The sequence below is a fragment of the Pseudomonas entomophila genome, from assembly GCF_029193575.1.
GTDB classification, from domain to species: domain Bacteria; phylum Pseudomonadota; class Gammaproteobacteria; order Pseudomonadales; family Pseudomonadaceae; genus Aquipseudomonas; species Aquipseudomonas entomophila_G.
The window spans coordinates 153500-173798 of record NZ_JARGCS010000022.1 but is presented as its reverse complement, the minus strand read 5'-3'; the positions used below and the strand labels follow the sequence as shown (position 1 = coordinate 173798).

20 protein-coding genes and 1 pseudogene are annotated in these 20299 nt (G+C 65.6%); 15 read left to right on the top strand and 6 right to left on the bottom strand.

Annotation, left to right across the window (positions count from 1 at the left end):
- Window positions 1-110: 110 nt before the first annotated feature.
- The 5 genes from P0Y43_RS10780 to pdeM all read left to right on the top strand — a co-directional run bounded on the left by P0Y43_RS10780 (window position 111) and on the right by pdeM (window position 7251).
- On the top strand, window positions 111-1121 hold the full coding sequence (locus P0Y43_RS10780) for a ligase-associated DNA damage response exonuclease (RefSeq protein WP_275637278.1): 1011 nt from the start codon (window positions 111-113) through the stop codon (window positions 1119-1121).
- On the top strand, window positions 1118-2776 hold the full coding sequence (locus P0Y43_RS10775) for an ATP-dependent DNA ligase (protein WP_275637277.1): 1659 nt from the start codon (window positions 1118-1120) through the stop codon (window positions 2774-2776). Before P0Y43_RS10780 ends, P0Y43_RS10775 begins: the two co-directional genes overlap by 4 nt.
- Window positions 2777-2915: 139 nt before the next feature.
- Window positions 2916-4031: a succinylglutamate desuccinylase/aspartoacylase family protein gene (locus tag P0Y43_RS10770; RefSeq protein ID WP_275637276.1), complete on the top strand. Its 1116-nt coding sequence runs from the start codon at window positions 2916-2918 to the stop codon at window positions 4029-4031.
- 65 nt (window positions 4032-4096) lie between these two features.
- Window positions 4097-6547 (top strand): ligase-associated DNA damage response DEXH box helicase, encoded by a 2451-nt coding sequence (locus P0Y43_RS10765; protein WP_275637275.1) that lies wholly within the window; start codon window positions 4097-4099, stop codon window positions 6545-6547.
- A gap of 47 nt (window positions 6548-6594) precedes the next feature.
- Window positions 6595-7251, top strand: a complete 657-nt coding sequence (gene pdeM / locus P0Y43_RS10760; protein WP_275637274.1) for a ligase-associated DNA damage response endonuclease PdeM — start codon at window positions 6595-6597, stop codon at window positions 7249-7251.
- On the opposite strand, the gene P0Y43_RS10755 is transcribed toward pdeM, so the two are convergent.
- Both P0Y43_RS10755 and dcd read right to left on the bottom strand, forming a co-directional pair.
- Window positions 7252-7482 carry a hypothetical protein gene (locus tag P0Y43_RS10755; RefSeq protein WP_275637273.1) on the bottom strand — a complete coding sequence of 77 codons (231 nt, stop codon included), beginning with the start codon at window positions 7480-7482 and terminating at the stop codon, window positions 7252-7254. It lies immediately after the preceding gene.
- Between the two features lie 95 nt (window positions 7483-7577).
- Window positions 7578-8144 (bottom strand): dCTP deaminase, encoded by a 567-nt coding sequence (gene dcd, locus P0Y43_RS10750; RefSeq protein ID WP_012313046.1) that lies wholly within the window; start codon window positions 8142-8144, stop codon window positions 7578-7580.
- A 325-nt stretch (window positions 8145-8469) separates the two neighbouring features.
- Here dcd and P0Y43_RS10745 point away from each other — a divergent pair, with 325 nt between their 5' ends.
- Window positions 8470-8679: a cold-shock protein gene (locus tag P0Y43_RS10745; RefSeq protein ID WP_003254922.1), complete on the top strand. Its 210-nt coding sequence runs from the start codon at window positions 8470-8472 to the stop codon at window positions 8677-8679.
- A gap of 204 nt (window positions 8680-8883) precedes the next feature.
- Here the strand turns inward: P0Y43_RS10745 and apbC are convergent, their stop codons facing one another.
- Window positions 8884-9978 carry an iron-sulfur cluster carrier protein ApbC gene (gene apbC, locus P0Y43_RS10740; protein WP_275637272.1) on the bottom strand — a complete coding sequence of 365 codons (1095 nt, stop codon included), beginning with the start codon at window positions 9976-9978 and terminating at the stop codon, window positions 8884-8886.
- Between the two features lie 158 nt (window positions 9979-10136).
- On the opposite strand from apbC, the gene metG reads away from it, so the two are divergent.
- The 8 genes and pseudogenes from metG (at window position 10137) to P0Y43_RS10700 (ending at window position 16357) form a co-directional block, all read left to right on the top strand.
- Window positions 10137-12176: a methionine--tRNA ligase gene (metG, locus tag P0Y43_RS10735; RefSeq protein WP_275637271.1), complete on the top strand. Its 2040-nt coding sequence runs from the start codon at window positions 10137-10139 to the stop codon at window positions 12174-12176.
- A 92-nt stretch (window positions 12177-12268) separates the two neighbouring features.
- Window positions 12269-12796, top strand: coding sequence for an Rnf-Nqr domain containing protein (locus P0Y43_RS10730; RefSeq protein ID WP_275637270.1), 528 nt, complete (start codon window positions 12269-12271; stop codon window positions 12794-12796).
- Window positions 12793-13155, top strand: a pseudogene (locus P0Y43_RS27065) ((Fe-S)-binding protein); the annotation flags it as partial. The gene P0Y43_RS10730 and the pseudogene P0Y43_RS27065, both read left to right, overlap by 4 nt.
- Window positions 13156-13351: 196 nt before the next feature.
- Complete coding sequence (locus P0Y43_RS10720; protein WP_275637268.1) at window positions 13352-14323, top strand: RnfABCDGE type electron transport complex subunit D; 972 nt, start codon at window positions 13352-13354, stop codon at window positions 14321-14323.
- Window positions 14320-14922 (top strand): RnfABCDGE type electron transport complex subunit G, encoded by a 603-nt coding sequence (locus P0Y43_RS10715; protein ID WP_275637267.1) that lies wholly within the window; start codon window positions 14320-14322, stop codon window positions 14920-14922. The genes P0Y43_RS10720 and P0Y43_RS10715 overlap by 4 nt, the downstream gene beginning before the upstream one ends.
- Entirely contained in the window at window positions 14915-15439 is a 525-nt protein-coding gene (locus P0Y43_RS10710) for an Rnf-Nqr domain containing protein (protein WP_275637266.1), read from the top strand. The genes P0Y43_RS10715 and P0Y43_RS10710 overlap by 8 nt, the downstream gene beginning before the upstream one ends.
- A 4-nt stretch (window positions 15440-15443) precedes the next feature.
- A complete protein-coding gene (nth, locus tag P0Y43_RS10705; RefSeq protein ID WP_275637265.1) occupies window positions 15444-16082 on the top strand; it encodes an endonuclease III in 639 nt (212 codons plus the stop codon).
- 104 nt (window positions 16083-16186) lie between these two features.
- The gene (locus P0Y43_RS10700; protein WP_275637264.1) at window positions 16187-16357 is read left to right on the top strand and encodes a PA3496 family putative envelope integrity protein; all 171 of its coding nucleotides are present in this window, start codon (window positions 16187-16189) and stop codon (window positions 16355-16357) included.
- A gap of 49 nt (window positions 16358-16406) precedes the next feature.
- On the opposite strand, the gene P0Y43_RS10695 is transcribed toward P0Y43_RS10700, so the two are convergent.
- Complete coding sequence (locus tag P0Y43_RS10695) at window positions 16407-17033, bottom strand: response regulator transcription factor (RefSeq protein WP_275637263.1); 627 nt, start codon at window positions 17031-17033, stop codon at window positions 16407-16409.
- A 379-nt stretch (window positions 17034-17412) separates the two neighbouring features.
- Between P0Y43_RS10695 and P0Y43_RS10690 the strand changes: the two genes are divergently transcribed.
- A complete protein-coding gene (locus P0Y43_RS10690) occupies window positions 17413-17871 on the top strand; it encodes a hypothetical protein (RefSeq protein WP_275637262.1) in 459 nt (152 codons plus the stop codon).
- 65 nt (window positions 17872-17936) lie between these two features.
- Here the strand turns inward: P0Y43_RS10690 and P0Y43_RS10685 are convergent, their stop codons facing one another.
- The gene (locus tag P0Y43_RS10685; protein ID WP_275637261.1) at window positions 17937-19154 is read right to left on the bottom strand and encodes an argininosuccinate synthase; all 1218 of its coding nucleotides are present in this window, start codon (window positions 19152-19154) and stop codon (window positions 17937-17939) included.
- Window positions 19155-19282: 128 nt separating this feature from the next.
- Window positions 19283-20263, bottom strand: coding sequence for a flagellar protein MotY (locus P0Y43_RS10680; RefSeq protein ID WP_275637260.1), 981 nt, complete (start codon window positions 20261-20263; stop codon window positions 19283-19285).
- Window positions 20264-20299 lie beyond the last annotated feature (36 nt).

The window sequence follows — 20299 nt, the reverse complement described above, 5'->3', positions numbered from 1 at the left end:
GACGCCATCGCGGGGCAAGCCCGCGATGGCGTGGGGCCTGACTCACCCCACCCGAACTTCCTCCCGCCGTCGCGCTCCTACCTTGTAACCCCATCAGCCAGCGCCGCGCCATGGACCTCGTGATCGCCCGCCCCGAAGGTCTGTACTGCCCGCCCGGAGACTTCTATATCGACCCCTGGCGCCCCGTCGCGCGCGCGGTCATCACCCATGGCCACGGCGACCATGCGCGCCGCGGCAACCACCACTACCTCACCGCCGCGCCCGGCGCCGGGGTGCTGCGCAGCCGCCTGGGCCAAGACATCGACCTGCAAACCCTGCCCTACGGCGAACGCCTGCTGCACCACGGCGTCACCTTGAGCCTGCACCCAGCCGGCCACGTGCTCGGCTCGGCCCAGGTGCGCCTGGAATACCAGGGCCAGGTGTGGGTCGCCTCGGGCGACTACAAGGTCGAGGCCGACGGCACCTGCGCACCGTTCGAGCCAGTGCGTTGCCATACCTTCATAACCGAGTCGACCTTCGGCCTGCCGATCTACCGCTGGCCCGCCCAGGCGCAGGTGCTGGCCGAGGTCAACGGCTGGTGGCGAGCCAACCGCGACCTGGGCAAGGCCAGCGTGCTGTTCTGTTACGCCTTCGGCAAGGCACAGCGCATCCTCCACGGGCTGGACGCACGCCTCGGGCCGATCCTCGTGCATGGCGCGGTGGAGCCGCTGAACCGGGTCTACCGCGAAGCCGGGGCGGCGCTGCCGCCGACCCTCTATGCCGGCGACATCCCACGCAACGACCCACGCCTGCGCGAGGCCCTGGTGGTGGCTCCGCCTTCAGCCGCAGGCAGCACCTGGATGCGCCGCTTCGGCGACTACAGCGACGCCTTCGCCAGCGGCTGGATGCGCCTGCGTGGCACGCGGCGGCGGCGCGGGGTGGACCGTGGCTTCGTGCTCTCCGACCACGCCGACTGGCCTGGCTTGCTGTGGGCCATCGCGCAGACCGGCGCCGAGCGGGTGATGGTCACCCACGGCTCGGTCAACGTGCTGGTGCGCTACCTGTGCGAGCAGGGGTTGGATGCGCGCGCCTTCACCACCGAATACGGCGATGAGGACGACGCCAGCGAGGGCACGTCATGAAGGCCTTCGCCGACCTCTACCTGCGCCTGGACGCCACCACCTCGAGCAACGCCAAGCTGCGCGCCCTGCAGGATTACTTCAGCCAGGCGCCCGCCGCCGACGCCGCCTGGGCGGTGTACTTCCTCGCGGGCGGTCGCCCGCGCCAACTGGTGCCGACCCGCCTGCTGCGCGAACTGGCCACGCGGCAGGCGGGGCTGCCGGACTGGCTGTTCGAGGAGAGCTACCAGGCGGTCGGCGACCTCGCCGAAACGATCTCGCTGCTGCTGCCGGACACCCCCCAGGCCAGCGACGAAGGCCTGGCCCACTGGGTCGAACAGTACCTGCTGCCGCTGCGGGGCCAGTCGCCAGAGGCCATCGCCATGCAACTGCCGTCGTTGTGGGCGCGACTGGACCGACCTGGCCTGATGCTGTGCCTGAAACTGATCACCGGCAGCTTTCGCGTCGGCGTCTCCAAGCTGCTGGTCACCCGCGCCCTGGCGCAGTTGGCCGGGCTGGACGCCAAGCGCGTGGCCCAGCGCCTGGTCGGCTACACCGACCTCAGCCACCGCCCGAGCGCTACGAGCTACCTCAAGCTGATCGCCGCCGAGTCCACCGACGAGCACGCGCAGCGCGGCGGCCAACCCTACCCGTTCTTCCTCGCCCACGCCCTGCAAGCGCCCACCGAGCAGCTCGACGCCCTGCTCGGCCCGGTCGAGGGCTGGCAGGTGGAATGGAAGTGGGACGGCATCCGCGCCCAGGTCGTCAAGCGCGACGGTCAATTGTGGATCTGGTCGCGCGGCGAGGAATTGGTCACCGAACGTTTTCCCGAACTGCACGGCTTGGCCCAGACCCTGCCCGACGGCGTGGTGCTGGATGGTGAGATCCTGGTCTGGAAGCCCGGCGCCAGCGCCGGCGACGTGGCGGTGCAACCCTTCGCCCTGTTGCAGCAACGCCTGGGTCGCAAGACCCTGGGCAAGAAGCTGCTGGCCGAGGCGCCCGTGGTGCTGCAGGCCTACGACCTGCTCGAATGGCAGGGCGAGGACTGGCGCAACCGCCCCCAGCACCAGCGGCGTGCCCAGTTGGAACGTATCGTCGAGCTACACCCCCTGGCGCCACTGCTGCTCTCCCCACTGCTCGATGACCAGGGTTGGGCCGATCTGGCTCGCCAGCGTGAGCGCTCACGCGGCCTGGGCGTCGAGGGGTTGATGCTCAAGCAGCGCGAAGCCCTGTACGGCGTGGGCCGGACCAAGGACATGGGCGTGTGGTGGAAATGGAAGATCGACCCCTTCAGCGTCGATGCCGTGCTGATCTATGCCCAGCGTGGTCATGGCCGGCGTGCCAGCCTGTACAGCGACTACACCTTCGCCGTGTGGGACGGCCCGCCCGGCACGCCGGGGCGCGCCCTGGTACCGTTCGCCAAGGCCTATTCGGGGCTGAGTGACGAAGAGATGCGCCAAGTGGACGCGATCATTCGCAAGACCACGGTGGAAACCTTCGGCCCGGTGCGCAGCGTGACCCCAACGCAGGTGTTCGAGCTCGGCTTCGAAGGGATTGCCCTGTCGAAGCGGCACAAGAGCGGGATTGCCGTGCGCTTTCCGCGGATGCTGCGCTGGCGACAGGACAAGCCGGTCGAAGAAGCCGACGACCTGGCGACGTTGCAGGGGCTGCTGGCCTGAAGGGCAAGCCCGCGTGCTGCAGGGTCTCGCCTCGCGATGGCCTCACCACAGTTATCGGTAATACCAAAGGCAAACATGCACAAACGCGGTCTTTGTGCTTCTATCTTCAGTCGCACGCTCACCAGCCACCAGGATCACCATGCACCACTCGACCCACGAACTGCTGTCTCCCGTCCCGGGCATCGCCCGCCAACTGCACAGCTTCCACTTCGGCCCGCGCGGCACCGGCAAGGTGTACATCCAGGCCTCGCTGCACGCCGACGAGCTGCCTGGCATGCTGGTGGCTTGGCACCTCAAGCAGCGCCTGGCCGAATTGCACCAGCAAGGCCGGCTGCGTCGCGAAGTGACCCTGGTGCCGGTGGCCAACCCGGTGGGCCTGGAGCAGGTGCTGCTGGATGCGCCCCTGGGCCGTTTCGAGCTGCAAAGCGGGGAAAACTTCAACCGCAACTTCGTCGACCTTTCGGATAGCATCGGCGACCAGGTCGAGGGCCACCTGAGCCAGGACCCCGCCCACAACCTGGCGCTGATCCGCGAATACCTGCGCCGCGGCCTGGACGCGCACCCGGTCAGGACGCCGCTGCAATCCCAGCGCCTGACCTTGCAACGCCTGGCTTGCGATGCCGACATGGTGCTCGACCTGCACTGCGACTTCGAGGCCGTCGAGCACCTCTACACCACCCCCGAGGCCTGGCCGCAGGTCGAGCCGCTGGCGCGCTACCTCGGGGCCCAGGCCAGCCTGCTGGCCACCGACTCGGGCGGGCAATCGTTCGACGAGTGCTTCAGCCTGGTCTGGTGGCAATTGCAACAGCGCTTCGCCAAGCGCTTCCCGATCCCCCAGGGCACGTTCTCGGTGACCGTCGAACTGCGCGGCCAGGCGGATGTCAGCCACGACCTGGCGCGTAAGGACAGCCAGGCGATCCTCGACTTCCTGACCCACGCTGGAGTGATCGACGGCCAGGCCCCGGCGCTGCCGCCGCTGCCCCATGCCGCCACCCCGCTGGCAGCCGTGGAGCCCTTGATCGCGCCGCTGGGCGGCCTGCTGGTGTTCCATGCCCGGCCAGGCCAGTACCTGGAGCCCGGGCAATTGATCGCCGAGGTCATCGACCCGCTCAGCGACCGGGTCACGCCCGTGCGAAACACCCAGGCCGGCCTGCTCTACGCCCGCAGTGTGCGGCGCATGGCAACCACCGGTATGGTCATCGCCCATGTCGCCGGCGAGCAGGTTTGCCGCAGCGGCTACCTGCTGGCCAACTGACCGGGTAAACCAAACGCGGTGACGGCGGGTCAGTAGAAGCACAGCCTTCGAAGGATCGCCCGCCCATGCCTGCACCTTCCGACCTCGCCAATGCCTGGTTCAGCCGCCACGGCTGGGCGCCCTTCGCCTTCCAACGCACGCTGTGGGCGGCGATCGGGCGCGGCGAGTCGGGCCTGCTGCACGCCAGCACCGGCAGCGGCAAGACCTATGCCGTCTGGCTCGGCGCCCTGCGGGCTTTCGCCAGCGCCACGGCGCCCGGCCAACCCGCGCCGTTGCAGGTGCTCTGGATCACCCCGATGCGCGCCTTGGCCAGCGACACCGCCCGCGCCCTGCAACGACCGGTGGACGAACTGGGACTCGGCTGGAGCATCGGCGTGCGCAGTGGCGATACCTCCAGCGCCGAGCGTGCGCGGCAAGCCCGACGCCTGCCCAGCGCCTTGATCACCACCCCTGAAAGCCTGACCCTGCTGCTGACCCGCGAGCGCGCCGCCGAAGACTTCGCCAGCCTACGCCTGATAGTGGTCGACGAGTGGCACGAGTTGCTCGGCAACAAACGCGGCGTGCAACTGCAACTGGCCCTGGCGCGCTTGCGCCGCTGGCAGCAGCGGCTGGTGGTGTGGGGGCTGTCGGCGACCCTCGGCAACCTCGCCCACGCCCGCGACGTGCTGTTGCCCGAGGGCGGGCGCCTGGTGCAAGGGCGCCAGGACAAGCCGCTTCGGGTCGACACCCTACTGCCGACGCGGATCGAGCGTTTTCCCTGGGCCGGCCACATGGGGCTCACATTGCTCGCGCAGGTCAGTGCCGAGATCGAGGCCAGTGCTAGTTGCCTGGTGTTCACCAACACCCGCGCCCAGGCCGAACTCTGGTACCAGGCCCTGCTCGATGCCCGCCCCGATTGGGCCGGGTTGATCGCCCTGCATCACGCCTCATTGGCCCGCGAGACGCGCGACTGGGTCGAGCGCAGCCTCAAGCAGGGTGCGCTCAAGGCGGTGGTGTGCACCTCCAGCCTGGACCTGGGGGTGGACTTCCTGCCGGTGGAGCGGGTGTTGCAAATCGGCTCGGCGAAAGGCATCGCCCGCCTGCTGCAACGCGCCGGGCGCTCGGGCCATGCGCCAGGGCGCACGTCGCGCATCACCCTGGTGCCGACCCACAGCCTGGAGCTGGTGGAGGCCGCCGCAGCGCGCCAGGCGCTGGCCGCCAGGCGTATCGAGGCGCGCGAGTCACCGCGCCTGTGCATGGACGTCTTGGTACAGCATTTGGTCAGCATGGCCCTGGGCAGCGGCTTCCGGCCAGCCGAGCTGCTGCAGGAAGTGCGCGCCACCTGGGCCTTCCATGACCTGTGCGAGCACCAGTGGCAATGGGCGCTGGATTTCGTTCGCCATGGCGGCGGCTCGTTGAGCGCCTACCCTGACTACCAGCGCGTCGAAGCGCACGCCGACGGCGTCTGGCGGGTGGCCAGCGAACGTCTGGCACGGCGCCATCGGTCGAGCATCGGCACCATCGTCAGCGATGCGAGCATCCACTTGCGGTACTGGAGCAAGGGCGGCGGCGGCAAAAGCCTGGGCAGCGTCGAAGAGGCCTTCATCGCCCGCTTGCGCCCGGGCGATAGCTTGCTCTTCGCCGGCCGCGCGCTCGAATTGGTGCGAGTCGACAACATGACCGCCTACGTGCGCCGCAGCACGGCGCGCAAAGCGGCAATAGCGCGCTGGAATGGCGGGCGCATGCCACTGTCGAGCGAGCTGGCCGACGCCTTGGTCGAACGCCTGGACGCCGCCGCACACGGCCGCTTCGAGGGGCCGGAAATGCGTGCGGTGCGCCCCTTGCTGGCCTTGCAGGCGGCCTGGTCGGCGTTGCCCACCCAACGCACGCTGTTGGCCGAGACGCTCACCTCGCGCCAGGGCGCGCACCTGTTCCTCTACCCTTTCGCCGGCCGCATGGCCAACCTGGGCCTGGCCAGCCTGGTCGCCTGGCGCGTGAGCCGCGTGCAGCCACTGTCGGTGTCGATCGCGGTCAACGACTATGGCTTCGAGTTGCTCAGCGCCACCCCGGTGGACTGGGCCACGCATCTGCCCGCTGCGTTGGGCACCGAACAGTTGCTGGAGGATGTGCTGGCCAGCCTCAACGCCGGCGAGATGGCCCAGCGGCGGTTCCGCGAGATCGCCCAGATCGCCGGGCTGGTGTTCGGCGGCTACCCGGCGGCGCAGAAGAGCACACGGCAGATACAGGCCTCCAGCGGGCTGTTCTTCGAGGTGTTTCGCAAGCACGATGCTGGCAACCTGCTGCTGGGGCAGGCGCGTGAAGAGGTGCTGCGCGAGGAACTGGAGATCGGGCGACTGCACCGGCAGTTGAGCAAGATGGCAGGGTTGCGGCTGGACCTGCATGCACTGCGAAGGCCTGGACCGCTGGCGTTTGCGCTGTTGGTGGAGGGTATGCGGGAGACGTTGAGCACGGAGAAGCTGGCTGATCGCATTGCCCGCATGGTCGCGGACCTGGAGAAAGCGGCGGGTGATTCGTGAGGGCTTGCCCCCCGCGATAGGGCCCCAACTGCCATAAGGAAAGCACAATGAACCACCTGGCCATCGACCACTGCGGCGAAACCCTATGGCTCCTGCCGGACCGAGCCATCTACTGGCCGGCCCGCCGCGCCTTGCTGGTGGCCGATGTGCACCTGGGCAAGGCAGCCAGCTACCGAGCGCTGCACCAACCGGTTCCCCGTGGCACCACCAGCGCCACCCTCGCCCGCCTGGATACCTTGCTGGCCGACTATTGCTGCGAACAGCTGATCATCCTCGGTGACTTCCTCCACGCCCGCAGCGCCCGTGCGGCCGCTACCCTCGCCCAACTGAGCACCTGGCGCGAACGCCACGCGGCCCTGCGCATCACCTTGATACGCGGCAACCACGACCGCCATGCCGGTGATCCCCCTGCGGAACTGGGCATCGACAGCCAAGACGAACCCTGGTTGCTGCCACCCTTCGCCCTGCAACACGAACCCACACCCAACCCCAGCTACCCGGTGCTGGCCGGCCATGTGCACCCGATCTACCTGTTGCGCGGCAAGGCGCGCCAGCGCCTGCGCCTGCGGTGCTTTCTGATCGCCGACACCGTCAGCCTGCTGCCGGCATTCGGCGAGTTCACGGGGGGATGGCAGGTCGAACCACGGCCAGGCACCCGCCTGTTCGTGGCGGGTGATGGCCAGGTGTGGGCAGTGCCGGGCTGATCAGGCCACGGGCGCGGGAGGCGGCTCGTCGGGCAGGGTAGGCTCGCCCGGCTCCATGGGCGGGGTGTCACCAGGTTGCGGCGGCTGCGGGGTGTCGGGGTCAGGCTGATGGGGCACACCGCCAGCCTGCATCGGCATAGGCGGGTGTGCGAGCAGCGACCACGCCAGCAAACCGATCTGGTTCGGCTGGAGGATGGCCAGCGTCTCGCTGATGGCGGGATGGAGTTTCATGGGCGGCTCCTGACGAAGGCCGGCACACGTCATGCGCACCGGCGGTTACTTCGTTGGAGTGCCTGGCGGGGCAGGAATTCCCGCTTTTCGTCGGTTCAGGTGCGCGGCAGGGTCACGCCGCGCTGGCCCTGGTACTTGCCGCCACGGTCCTTGTAGGACACTTCGCATTCCTCATCGGACTCCAGGAACAGCATCTGCGCCACGCCTTCATTGGCGTAGATCTTCGCCGGCAGCGTGGTGGTGTTGGAGAACTCCAGGGTCACATGGCCTTCCCACTCGGGTTCCAGCGGGGTGACGTTGACGATGATGCCGCAACGGGCGTAGGTGCTCTTGCCCAGGCAGATGGTCAGCACGTTGCGCGGAATGCGGAAGTATTCGACGGTACGGGCCAGGGCGAAGGAGTTCGGCGGGATGATGCACACGTCGCTCTTGACGTCGACGAAGCTGCCAGCGTCGAAGTTCTTCGGGTCGACGGTGGCCGAGTTGATGTTGGTGAACACCTTGAATTCGTCGGCGCAACGCACATCGTAGCCGTAGCTGGAGACGCCGAAGGAGATCACCCGGCTGTCGTGCTCGCCGCGCACCTGGCGCTCGACGAACGGTTCGATCATGCCGTGTTCCTGCGCCATGCGGCGAATCCACTTGTCCGATTTGATGCTCATGGCGGGGTGTCCTGAAGAGTACAAGGTGAAAAACGAGACGCGCATATTACCGGTCCCGGCGCTCGCGGCAAAGTTCCCCTGCCACACCCCACGCCATACGGGGCCTGCGGCGCCGCCGATCCGAATTTCGACAAACGGCCTTCAGACCATTGGCAGGTCGTGGAAAGTGGGTTAAGGTGGCGCCACTGTGCTGCACGTGACACCGAGAATCTGTTTGATGCACGATCCTGATCGGCCCATCGCTGAATTTTCCGCTCTCTTTGCACTCAGTCCCGGCCAGGGTCTTTCCTGAGCCGAAATCTACTTTGTCCAAGGAGACAGACACATGTCCAATCGCCAATCCGGTGTTGTTAAGTGGTTCAACGATGAGAAGGGCTACGGCTTCATCACCCCTCAGTCGGGTGACGACCTGTTCGTACACTTCAAAGCCATCCAGGCTGACGGCTTCAAAACCCTGAAAGAAGGCCAGGCTGTTACTTTCGTCGCTACCCGCGGCCAGAAAGGCATGCAGGCTGAAGAAGTTCAAATCGCCTAAGTCGATTTAGCTTCCTCGCTTCAGAAAAAACCCGCCTTTTGGCGGGTTTTTTTGTGCCTGAAGAAACAGGTCGCAGCGCCATTTATGAATGCAGCGCGGTACCTGTTGGGTCGGGCTTGCCGCGATGGCGCCGGCAGGTTCAGCAACGTGGCCTGCACCGGCGCTATCGCGGGACAAGCCCGCGCCAACAGGAAGAAACTCGCCTCAGTCTTCGCTGATGGTGATGCTCGGCATCGCCGGCGCCGCCGCTTCCTGCAACACGATCCGCGCGCCGACCTGACGCGCCAGCTCCTGGTAGACCATGGCGACCTGGCTTTCCGGCTCGGCGATGGCGGTCGGCTTGCCGCTGTCGGCCTGCTCGCGGATCAGCATCGACAGGGGCAGCGAGGCCAGCAGCTCGACGCCATACTGCGTCGCCAGCTTCTCACCGCCACCTTCGCCAAACAGGTGCTCGGCGTGGCCACAGTTCGAGCAGATGTGCACGGCCATGTTCTCCACCACGCCCAGCACCGGAATGTTGACCTTGCGGAACATCTCCACGCCCTTCTTCGCATCCAGCAGCGCCAGGTCCTGGGGCGTGGTGACGATCACCGAGCCGGCCACCGGCACCTTCTGCGCCAAGGTCAATTGGATATCGCCAGTGCCAGGCGGCATGTCGATCACCAAGTAGTCGAGGTCGTCCCAGGCGGTCTGGGTCACCAGTTGCAGCAGCGCGCCGGAAACCATCGGCCCGCGCCAGACCATCGGCGTGTTGTCGTCGGTGAGGAAGGCCATGGACATCACCTCCACGCCATGCGCCTTGAGCGGCACGAACCACTTCTGCTCGCGGACCTGCGGGCGGGTGCCCTCCGGAATGCCGAACATCACACCCTGGCTCGGGCCGTAAATATCCGCGTCGAGGATGCCGACCCGCGCGCCTTCGCGGGCCAAGGCCAGGGCCAGGTTGGCCGCGGTGGTCGACTTGCCCACACCGCCCTTGCCCGAGGCCACGGCGATGACGTTCTTCACGTTGGCCAACGCCGGCACCTGGGCCTGGGCCTTGTGCGCGGCGACCACGCAATCGATGCTCACCTGCGCCGAACCGACGCCCTCGAGGTTCTCGATGGCCGTCTGCAGCACCTGCGCCCAGCCATTCTTGAACAGCCCGGCGGCATAGCCGAGCTGCAGGCGGACGCTGACCTGGCTGCCCTGGATGTCGATGGCGCGCACGCAACCGGCGCTGACCGGGTCCAGGTTCAGGTAGGGGTCGGTGTACTGGCGAAGCACGCCTTCGATGGCGGCATGTGTGACGGCACTCATGGAGGCTCCCGTTGACGAACTGAAAGTGGAACAGGCGCCTATGCTAACCCGTCAGCCATCGGCGAGCGCGCCCGTGGGGTGAAATATATTTCCCAGGGCTTTATAGTGGCCGATCACCCTTCGTTTTCATGCACACCTGAGCAGATAGCCGAGCCACCATGTCCGAGCCACGTCAGATTCTCGTCACCAGCGCCCTCCCCTATGCCAACGGTTCCATTCACCTTGGCCATATGCTCGAGTACGTCCAGACTGACATGTGGGTTCGTTTCCAGAAGATGCGTGGCCACCAGTGCATCTACGTCTGTGCCGACGACGCCCACGGCTCGGCCATCATGCTGCGTGCCGAAAAGGAAGGCATCACGCCCGAGCAGTTGATCGCCAAGGTCCAGGCCGAGCACGCGGGCGACTTCGCCGACTTCCTGGTCGATTTCGACAATTTCCACTCGACCCACGCCGAGGAAAACCGCGAGCTGTCGAGCCTGATCTACACCCGTCTGCGCGACGCCGGGCACATCGCCAACCGTTCGGTGACACAGTACTACGACCCCGAGAAGGGCATGTTCCTGGCCGACCGCTTCATCAAGGGCACCTGCCCCAAGTGCGCGGCCGAGGACCAGTATGGCGATAACTGCGAGAAATGCGGCGCCACCTATTCGCCGACCGAACTGAAGAACCCCAAGTCGGCGATCTCCGGCGCCACCCCGGTGCTGCGCGACTCCCAGCACTTCTTCTTCAAGCTGCCTGACTTCCAGACCATGCTGCAGCAGTGGACCCGCAGCGGCACCCTGCAAGAAGCGGTGTCGAACAAGCTCGCCGAGTGGCTGGATTCGGGCCTGCAAGAGTGGGACATCTCCCGCGACGCACCGTACTTCGGCTTCGAGATCCCCGGCGAGCCGGGCAAGTACTTCTACGTCTGGCTGGACGCGCCGATCGGCTACATGGCCAGCTTCAAGAACCTCTGCGCGCGCCGCCCCGAGCTGGACTTCGACGCGTTCTGGAAGGAAGACTCCAGCGCCGAGCTGTACCACTTCATCGGCAAGGACATCGTCAATTTCCACGCCCTGTTCTGGCCTGCGATGCTCGAAGGCTCGGGCTTCCGCAAGCCGACCGGGATCAACGTGCATGGCTACCTGACCGTCAACGGTGCGAAGATGTCCAAGTCGCGCGGCACCTTCATCAAGGCGCGTACCTACCTGGACCACCTGCAACCGGAATACCTGCGCTACTACTACGCCTCCAAGCTGGGCCGTGGCGTCGATGACCTGGACCTGAACCTCGACGACTTCGTGCAGAAGGTCAACTCCGACCTGGTCGGCAAGGTGGTCAACATCGCCAGCCGCTGCGCAGGCTTCGTGCACAAGGGCAACGACGGCGTGCTGGCCGCCGGCGACGCCGCGCCGGAGCTGACCGAAGCCTTCGCCGCCGCCGCGCCGTCCATCGCCGAAGCCTACGAAGGCCGCGACTTCTCCCGCGCCATGCGCGAGATCATGGCACTGGCCGACCGCGCCAACGCCTGGATCGCCGACCAGGCACCGTGGGCGCTGGCCAAGCAGGATGGCAAGCAGGCTGAAGTACAAGCCATCTGCGCCCAGGGCATCAACCTGTTCCGCCAGTTGGTGATCTTCCTCAAGCCGGTGCTGCCGGTGCTGGCCGCCGACGCCGAGGCCTTCCTCAACGTCGCGCCGCTGACCTGGAGCGACCTGGGCTCGCGCCTGGAAAACCACAAGTTGAACCCCTTCAAGGCGCTGCTGAGCCGCATCGAGCCGGCCAAGGTCGAGGCGATGGTCGCCGCCAGCAAGGAAGACCTCGCCGCCACCCAAGGCGTGGTGCCCGCCGGCAACGGCGAACTGGCCAAGGACCCACTGTCCGCCGAGATCGAGTTCGACACCTTCGCCGCGGTCGACCTGCGCGTGGCACTGATCGTCAAGGCCGAGGCCGTGGAAGGCGCCGACAAGCTGCTGCGCCTGACCCTGGACATCGGTGACGAGCGCCGCAACGTATTCTCCGGCATCAAGTCGGCCTACCCGGACCCCGCCCAGCTCGAAGGGCGCCTGACCATGATGGTGGCCAACCTCAAGCCGCGGAAGATGCGCTTCGGCGTGTCCGAGGGCATGGTCATGGCGGCCGGCCCAGGCGGTGAGGAAATCTACCTGCTCAGCCCTGACAGCGGCGCCAAGCCCGGCCAGCGCATCAAGTAAGCCCACCCAATGCCCCGGCCACTTCGCCGGGGCTTTTCCATCCCCCGCCATCTGCCGGATAATCACGGCAGCCTCCGGCCTTCGGCATCCGCATGAGCGATTTCGTCCTGGTTCTGGTCAGCGCCGCGCTGGTCAATCACCTGGTCCTGCACACGGGGCCGCTGCCACGCCCGCGCCTGCATGCGCTGGGGCTGTGCAGCGCATTGACGATGCTGCTCGCACTGCCCGCTGCGGCGCTGCTGCCACATGTCGAAGGCCTGGAGCTGTGGTTCGCCCTGCCGCTGCTGGCCATCCTGGCCTGGGGCCTGCCACGCGTCCTGGCGCGCGTGCGTCCCGACTGGCCAGTGCATGGCCTGGCGCCATTGCTGCTGGGCAACGGCGCGGTGCTAGGCTTGTTCCTGCAACTGTCGAGCACGGCCAGCAGCCTGGGCGTCGCACTGGCCTGGGGGCTGTGCGCGGGCCTGGGGTTCTGGCTGGCCCTGGCATTGTTCGACGACCTGCGCCAACGCAGCGACCACCCAGACCTACCGCCCGCCTTGCGCGGGCTGCCTATCGAACTGATCGGTGCTGGGCTCATGGCCATGGCGTTTTCCGGCTTCAACGGACTCTTCACACAATGAGCCTGATTCAACGCATCGACGCCCTGCTGCCGCAGACCCAATGCGGCAAGTGCGGCCATGCCGGCTATCGGCCCTACGCCGAAGGCCTGGCAGCGGGCGAGGCAATCAACACCGGCTGCGACCTGTACCTGGCGCGCTGCCCGGTGGATTGCATCGACCTGCTGCCGCTGCCCGCCAACGCGGTGCCCATCATCGGCGGCCAGGCCCACACCCGCGAGCAGTTGGCCAACCGCACTCAACGCCGCGCCCAGGCCCGTCAGCGCCATGCACAGCGTGCGGCCCGCCTGGCCCGTGAGGAAGCGCGGCGCCAAGCCCGAGCGCAACGGTCCAGCGCCACGGAGGAAAGCGCCCCGGACCCGATCAAGGCCACCAGCGCCGACACGGCGCTCAAGCAGGCGATAGTCGCCGCCGCCATGGGCCAGACACAATTGAGCAAGGCCCGCAGTGCCTTCGGCACCCGCCCCAGCGACGCCCAGCAGATCCAATTGCAGGCCCTGGAGGCCGCGGCCAAGCGGGCCGAGCAACACCTTGAGTCGCTGCTGGCCGGGACAGGCCATGCCCGCGCCTGACCCGCGCCTGCGCGCCACCATGGGCCTGGTGCTGCTGGCCTGTGCGCCAGGCCTGTTGGCGTTATTCTGGCTGCATGGCTGGGGCGTGCTGCTGAACCTGCTGCTGTGCAGCAGCGCCGCCTTGGCCTGCGAGGCCCTGGCATTGACCCTGCGCGGGCAGCACCTGCGGCCGTTTCTGGGGGATGGCAGCGCACTGGTCACTGCGGTGCTGCTGGCCGCCGCCCTGCCACCCCTGGCACCCTGGTGGCTGCCGGTGACCGCCTCGGTGGTGGCCATCGGTATCGGCAAGCAGGCCTTTGGCGGTGTCGGGCGCAACCTGTTCAACCCGGCCATGGTCGGCTACGCCTTCGTCCTGCTGAGCTTCGCCCAACCCATGACCCATTGGCCCGGCGCGGCGCCCGGTTTGCTCGAGAGCCTGGGTCGAGTGTTCGGCGATCAGCCACAGGTCGACGCCTGGGCGCAGCCCACGGTCCTCGACGGCCTGCGCCACAACCGCAGCCTGACGATCGATGAACTGTTCGTCCGCCACCCGGGCTTCGGCGCCATCGCCGGACGCGACAGCGAATGGGTGAACCTGGCGTTCCTGCTGGGCGGCGCGCTTCTGCTGCAGCGCAAGGTGATCAGCTGGCATGCGCCGGCGGGGCTGCTGGGAGCGCTGCTGGTAGCCAGCCTGCTGTGTTGGAACGACTCGGGGTCGGACTCCAATGGCTCACCGTTGCTCCACCTGTTCGCCGGCTCGACCATGCTGGCAGCCTTCTTCATCGCCACCGAGCCGGTGTCCGGGCCGCGCCTGCCGCTGGCGCGGCTGCTGTTCGGCACCGGCTGCGGGTTGCTGATCTACCTGATCCGCACCTGGGGCAGCTACCCCGATGGCACCGCGTTCGCCGTCCTGCTGATGAACCTCGCCGTGCCGACGCTGGACCGGGTGGCGGCACGCTACCAGGCGGCCGCCCCATGAATGCCAGACTGCGGGACGGCCTGCTGCTGGTACTGCTCGCCAGCCTGGCGCTGGCGGTGACACTGGCCTGGCGCGATTGGACGGCACCGACCCTCGCCGAAGCCGAACGCCAGTTGCAACACACGCAATGGCTTGCGGCCCTGCCGCCTGGCAGCTACGACAACGATCCACTGCTGACGCCCATTTCTCTGCCCAATGCCTCCCTGCGCCACAGCCAACTGCTGGCCGCCTACCGCGCGACCCTGGCCGGCAAACCCACCGCCGTCTTGCTGCGCAGCAAGACCCAGGGCTACGCCGGCTCACTCGTGCTGTCGATCGCTATCGCTGCGAGCGGGCGGCTTATCGGCATCCACGTGCTGGAACAACAGGAAACCCCTGGCCTCGGCGGCCAGCTCGGCGTCCCGCAGCCTCCTTGGCTGGAACAGTTCGACCAACGCGACCTGAACGCTGGCTGGGCGCTGAAACGCGACCAAGGTGACTTCGACCAACTGACCGGTGCGACCGTCACCTCGCGAGCGGTCATCGATGCCCTGCAGGATGCACTGCGCTACTTCGACGAACACCGCACAACCCTGCTACAGGAGGCGGCCGATGAATAGGTTCTGGATATTGCCCACCGCCCTGGCGCCGCTGCTCGGCGCGACCACGAACCTGCTGCTGGCACTGGTCATGGGACTGTGCGCGGTCGCACTGCTCGCTTGCCACCAAGTGCTGATGGCACTGCCACGCCGACATCTCAAGGCCCCGGCATGCATCGCGGCGAGCCTGATCCTGGCAGTGATGCTCGCCACCTGCCTGCAACTGGGCCTGCGCGCCTGGGCGCTGCCTGTCGCCCTGGCGCTCGGCCATTACCCGGCATTGCTGTGCCTGTACCTGTTCACGGCAGATCGACTGTTGCCCGCACAGCAACGCTGGCGCACCCTGGCCGCGCACCTGGGCACCCTGCTGGCCGTGTGTCTGGCCCTGGGCGCCCTGCGCCAGGGATTGACCGATGGTGCCAACGCGCACCTGGCCACTCTCGCGCCCGGTGGATTGATACTGCTCGGCTTGCTGCTGGCCTTGTACAATCGCCTGCGTCCGGGCCCTGCCCCCACACGTCGTCAAGGAAACCTTTGACCCCATGAATGCCGCCAAACGCCTGGAGATCTTTCGCAGGCTGCACGAAGACAATCCCGACCCGAAGACCGAACTGGCCTACACCACCCCCTTCGAACTGCTGATCGCGGTGATCCTCTCGGCCCAGGCCACCGACGTCGGGGTCAACAAGGCCACTGCCCGGTTGTATCCGGTCGCCAACACCCCCGAGGCGATCTACGCCCTGGGTGTGGAGGGGTTGAGTGAGTACATCAAGACCATTGGCCTTTACAACAGCAAGGCCAAGAACGTGATCGAGACCTGCCGCCTGTTGATCGAGAGGCATGCCAGTCAGGTACCCCAAGAGCGCGAGGCCTTGGAAGCACTACCCGGGGTGGGGCGCAAGACCGCCAACGTCGTGCTCAACACAGCCTTCCGCCAACTGGCCATGGCTGTCGACACGCATATCTTCCGGGTCAGCAATCGCACCGGTATCGCGCCAGGCAAGACCGTGCTGGAAGTGGAAAAGAAACTGCTGAAGTTCGTGCCCAAGGACTACCTGCTGGACGCCCACCATTGGCTGATCTTGCATGGCCGCTACGTCTGCCAGGCGCGCAAGCCGCGCTGCGGAAGCTGCAGAATCGAGGATTTGTGCGAGTACAAGCAGAAGACATCCGACGATTGAAGCAATAGGGAAAATTGGCCTATTTCGATTGAAAAAATCTTTTTTACCGGGCTCATGATTCTCGCTATAAGGACGGCCAACGGCCCTTTGGCTTGGAGTGACTCATGAGCACCGATAAAGACGAGCTGATCGAAGATGATTTCGCCGCGGAGGACGAAGTCGAACCCCAGGTGGAACCCGCTAAAACCAACCTGAGCAAGCGTCGCACCATTGACAATCTTCTGGAAGAACGACGCCTGCAGCGACAATTGGCCGATTACGACTACGACCTGTAACCCTGCCAGCCAAGTACGCAAAAGCCTCCATCAAGGAGGCTTTTGCGTTTCAGGCCAGGCCGTGGCGCTGCGCCAGTTCTATGAGATCGACCAGTGATCGGGCGTTGAGTTTGAGTAACAGACGGGTCTTGTAGGTGCTGACTGTCTTGTTGCTAAGAAACATGCTGTCGGCGATTTCCTTGTTGGTGCGACCCCGTGCCAGTTGCTGCAGCACCATCATCTCACGCCCCGACAGGCGCTCGACCATTTCCGTCTCAGTGCCACTGCCAGCGCTGCCACGGGTTTTGTGCAACGCCTGGTTAGGGAAGTAACTGTAGCCTGATAGCACAGCCTTGATCGCGCTGAGCAGCTCGGTCAGTTCCTGTTGTTTGCACACATAGCCGGCCGCCCCCGCCTGCATGCAGCGCATTGAAAAATGCCCCGGCGCCTGGGAGGTCAGCACCAGTACCTTGCTGCCGGGACTTGCAGCGCTCATCCGGGCAATGACTTCAAGGCCATCGAGCTTGGGGATGCCGATATCGAGTACGACGATATCCGGCAGGTATTCCCGCATCAGTTGCAATGCATCCACGCCGTTGTCGCTCTCTGCCACCACTTCGTATCCATGCCGTTCCATCAGCATGCGTACGGCCAAGCGAATGACCGGGTGATCATCCACGATAAGTACTTTATTCATGGGAAAATCCATTGAACCATTTTTCTAGTTGTGACGCGTCAAGATAACCGAGCAACACCCTCGATGGCGCGATCATTCCCTCAGCACAGGCACGCAAAGATTAAACCTACAATAATCAGAGAAACTTCCTACGCTCCACCCTAATAGCAAAAGTCTTATGCGGAAGTTTGCGCAAGACACAAGAACGCTAGCATCGTGCCCGCACGCCATCCTAGGTAATATATGCCCCGCAAGATGCGGGACATTTCTCCTATTTCACCGAGGCACACCACCTGTTTTCCCAGATAGCCAGGAAAACCACGCTCCAGGGAAACGACCCACCATTTCCCTGCCGCCCCAATCCAGATAAAGATGCCTGTCATCCACACAGGTAAGCCTCATGAAACGCGAAGAGCCCATCAGCCCCCTGACCATCATTGCCATCTTCGCAGGCATCATCGAAGCTTCCGCGCTGGCTTCGCTGCCCTTCCTCAGCGCAGAAAGCCAGACCATCTACACCTGGTTCCTGGTGGCCTTTCCGTTTTTTCTCACCGTACTGTTCTTCCTGACCCTGAACTTCAACGCCGTCTCACTGTATAAGCCCGACCCTTCAAAACTGGCCGAACCCTCGACAGCCCCTGCCTTTCACGCGGGACATGACGCCGCGCCACAGGACCTCATGACCATCGCCCTGTCAGGCCCGGATACCCGCAAGACCATCGAGCAGCACATCCTGCGCACCCTCACGCATCGCCCCGTGCGACCGCGCCGCTGGCAGCTGTACAACCTCGACTGCCGAACCTGCATTCATCTGTCGGTGCGTCCGCTGGAGGAAGGCGAGGAGCTGCACGGCCCTTGAGCGACGTTTCGCACCCATAAAAAAACCCCGGCCAAGGCCGGGGTTTTCGGTCATTGCGCCAAGGTTCAGAGCGGCGAACGGCCCTTGTTGGCGGCAATGCGCATGCGCAGTGCGTTGAGCTTGATGAAGCCTGCGGCATCGGCCTGGTTGTAGGCGCCGCCGTCTTCCTCGAAGGTCGCGATGTTGGCGTCGAACAACGAATCGTCCGACTTGCGGCCGACGACAGTGACGTTGCCTTTGTACAGTTTCAGGCGCACGACACCGTTCACATTGACCTGCGACGCGTCGATCATCTGTTGCAGCATCAGGCGTTCCGGGCTCCACCAGTAGCCGGTGTAGATCAGGCTGGCGTACTTGGGCATCAGCTCGTCTTTCAGGTGAGCGACTTCGCGGTCGAGGGTGATCGACTCGATGGCACGGTGGGCGCGCAGCATGATGGTGCCGCCAGGCGTCTCGTAGCAGCCACGGGACTTCATGCCGACGTAACGGTTCTCGACGATGTCCAGGCGACCGATGCCGTTGGCGCCGCCGATGCGGTTCAGGTCGGCCAGCACGGTAGCCGGGCTTTTCTCGACGCCATCGATGGCGACGATGTCACCATTGCGGTAGGTCAGTTCGATGTAGGTGGCCTGGTCAGGGGCGTTCTCCGGGGAGACGCTCCAGCGCCACATGTCTTCCTCGTGCTCGGTCCAGGTGTCTTCCAGGACGCCGCCTTCGTAGGAGATGTGCAGCAGGTTGGCGTCCATCGAGTACGGCGACTTCTTCTTGCCGTGACGCTCGATCGGGATGCCATGCTTTTCGGCGTAATCCATCAGCTTCTCGCGGGACAGCAAGTCCCACTCACGCCACGGCGCGATGACCTTGACGCCTGGTTTGAGCGCATAGGCGCCCAGCTCGAAGCGCACCTGGTCATTACCCTTGCCGGTAGCGCCGTGGGAAATGGCGTCGGCGCCGGTTTCGTTGGCGATCTCGATCAGGCGCTTGGCGATCAGCGGGCGGGCGATGGAAGTACCGAGCAGGTACTCGCCTTCATACACGGTGTTGGCGCGGAACATCGGGAACACGAAATCACGCACGAATTCTTCGCGCAGGTCGTCGATGTAGATTTCCTTGACGCCCATTGCCTGCGCCTTCGCGCGGGCCGGCTCGACCTCTTCGCCCTGGCCCAGGTCAGCGGTGAAGGTCACCACTTCGCAGTTGTAGGTGTCCTGCAGCCACTTGAGAATCACCGAAGTATCAAGGCCGCCGGAATACGCCAATACGACCTTTTTTACGTCCGCCATGCCATCACTCCACGGGGTTGTACGGAAAGCCTTCGATTCTACCGACGTCGCCGGAGAATTTACAGTGGGGCGACAGCTTGTGATGACAAAGCGACAGGAAATGTCGTGAGCGCGACCAACGGTCGCACTCAGGCCTTCTTCGCCGCCGCTGGCGTGGCGGGGGACGTGAGCGGAGCCGCCGGGGTGGCGGGCGCGGGGGCTGCAGCGGCCGGTTGAGCGGGTTTCTCCTGCGGTTTTTCCACGGGTTTCTCGATCGGGGTGACGCGGTCCAGCTGAATGTTGACCCGGCGGTTGCGCGCACGGTTGGCGGCGCTGTTGTTCTTGGCCAGCGGGTAGCGCTCGCCATGGAAGCGCACGGTGATCTGCTCGTCCGGCACGCCATGGGCCTTGAGGTAGTCGGCCACCGCCAGGGCGCGACGGCGCGAGGCGTCACGGTTGGTCAAGCGGTTGCCGCTGTTGTCGGAGTGGCCATCGAGTTCGATATGGTTGACCGATGGATCAGCCTTCAAGTAGTCGAGGATCACATCCAGGCGCGCCCGCGCCGAGGCATCCAGCTCCAGGGCCGTGCCGGGGAAGCCGACCTGGGTCTGGCGGATCTGGTCGTAGTTCATCGGCAACAGCTTGCCGGCGCAGGCCTGGTAGTCGCTGTAGGCCTTGGCGAAACTCACCGGCAGCACATGCACTTCCATCGGTCGGCCGCCTTCGCCGGCGTAACTGCGCACCACCGTGCTGCGACCATCGAGCAGGCCGTTGATCAACCGGCTGGCCTGCCCCTGCGAGGAACTGAACAGCACGCCGCTGCGGTTCATGCGGATGGCCCCCAGGTTGATATCGCCGCGCCCCGGTTGCCACGGCGCGGCGGCCGCCAGCAGGGTCGCCGAGCCTGCGCCCAGGGCGTTGCTGTCCGAGCGCAGCTGGAACACCGGCTGCTCGCCAGCCCGGCGCACGAACTCACCGCTGCCGAAGCCGTCGATCGGCTGGATCAACCGGCACTCGAACTGGTCGCCTTCGACCTTCCAGGCGATGTTCTCCATGCGGGTCTGGAAAGTCAGTGCCCCGGCCGGCAGGCTGGCAAACAAGGTCAACAGGGCTAGGTAACGCTGGCGCACGGGCGGCTCCACAGATTCTGACGGCTTACAGGCAGG

Coding starts and splice junctions, on each gene's coding strand:
- P0Y43_RS10745 (WP_003254922.1), top strand. CDS start 8,470: ATGTCCAATCGCCAATCCGGTGTTGTTAAGTGGTTCAACGATGAGAAG.
- P0Y43_RS10765 (WP_275637275.1), top strand. CDS start 4,097: ATGCCTGCACCTTCCGACCTCGCCAATGCCTGGTTCAGCCGCCACGGC.
- P0Y43_RS10780 (WP_275637278.1), top strand. CDS start 111: ATGGACCTCGTGATCGCCCGCCCCGAAGGTCTGTACTGCCCGCCCGGA.
- P0Y43_RS10770 (WP_275637276.1), top strand. CDS start 2,916: ATGCACCACTCGACCCACGAACTGCTGTCTCCCGTCCCGGGCATCGCC.
- P0Y43_RS10730 (WP_275637270.1), top strand. CDS start 12,269: ATGAGCGATTTCGTCCTGGTTCTGGTCAGCGCCGCGCTGGTCAATCAC.
- P0Y43_RS10775 (WP_275637277.1), top strand. CDS start 1,118: ATGAAGGCCTTCGCCGACCTCTACCTGCGCCTGGACGCCACCACCTCG.
- pdeM (WP_275637274.1), top strand. CDS start 6,595: ATGAACCACCTGGCCATCGACCACTGCGGCGAAACCCTATGGCTCCTG.
- P0Y43_RS10700 (WP_275637264.1), top strand. CDS start 16,187: ATGAGCACCGATAAAGACGAGCTGATCGAAGATGATTTCGCCGCGGAG.
- nth (WP_275637265.1), top strand. CDS start 15,444: ATGAATGCCGCCAAACGCCTGGAGATCTTTCGCAGGCTGCACGAAGAC.
- P0Y43_RS10755 (WP_275637273.1), bottom strand. CDS start 7,482: ATGAAACTCCATCCCGCCATCAGCGAGACGCTGGCCATCCTCCAGCCG.
- apbC (WP_275637272.1), bottom strand. CDS start 9,978: ATGAGTGCCGTCACACATGCCGCCATCGAAGGCGTGCTTCGCCAGTAC.
- P0Y43_RS10690 (WP_275637262.1), top strand. CDS start 17,413: ATGAAACGCGAAGAGCCCATCAGCCCCCTGACCATCATTGCCATCTTC.
- P0Y43_RS10715 (WP_275637267.1), top strand. CDS start 14,320: ATGAATGCCAGACTGCGGGACGGCCTGCTGCTGGTACTGCTCGCCAGC.
- P0Y43_RS10695 (WP_275637263.1), bottom strand. CDS start 17,033: ATGAATAAAGTACTTATCGTGGATGATCACCCGGTCATTCGCTTGGCC.
- metG (WP_275637271.1), top strand. CDS start 10,137: ATGTCCGAGCCACGTCAGATTCTCGTCACCAGCGCCCTCCCCTATGCC.
- dcd (WP_012313046.1), bottom strand. CDS start 8,144: ATGAGCATCAAATCGGACAAGTGGATTCGCCGCATGGCGCAGGAACAC.
- P0Y43_RS10720 (WP_275637268.1), top strand. CDS start 13,352: ATGCCCGCGCCTGACCCGCGCCTGCGCGCCACCATGGGCCTGGTGCTG.
- P0Y43_RS10685 (WP_275637261.1), bottom strand. CDS start 19,154: ATGGCGGACGTAAAAAAGGTCGTATTGGCGTATTCCGGCGGCCTTGAT.
- P0Y43_RS10710 (WP_275637266.1), top strand. CDS start 14,915: ATGAATAGGTTCTGGATATTGCCCACCGCCCTGGCGCCGCTGCTCGGC.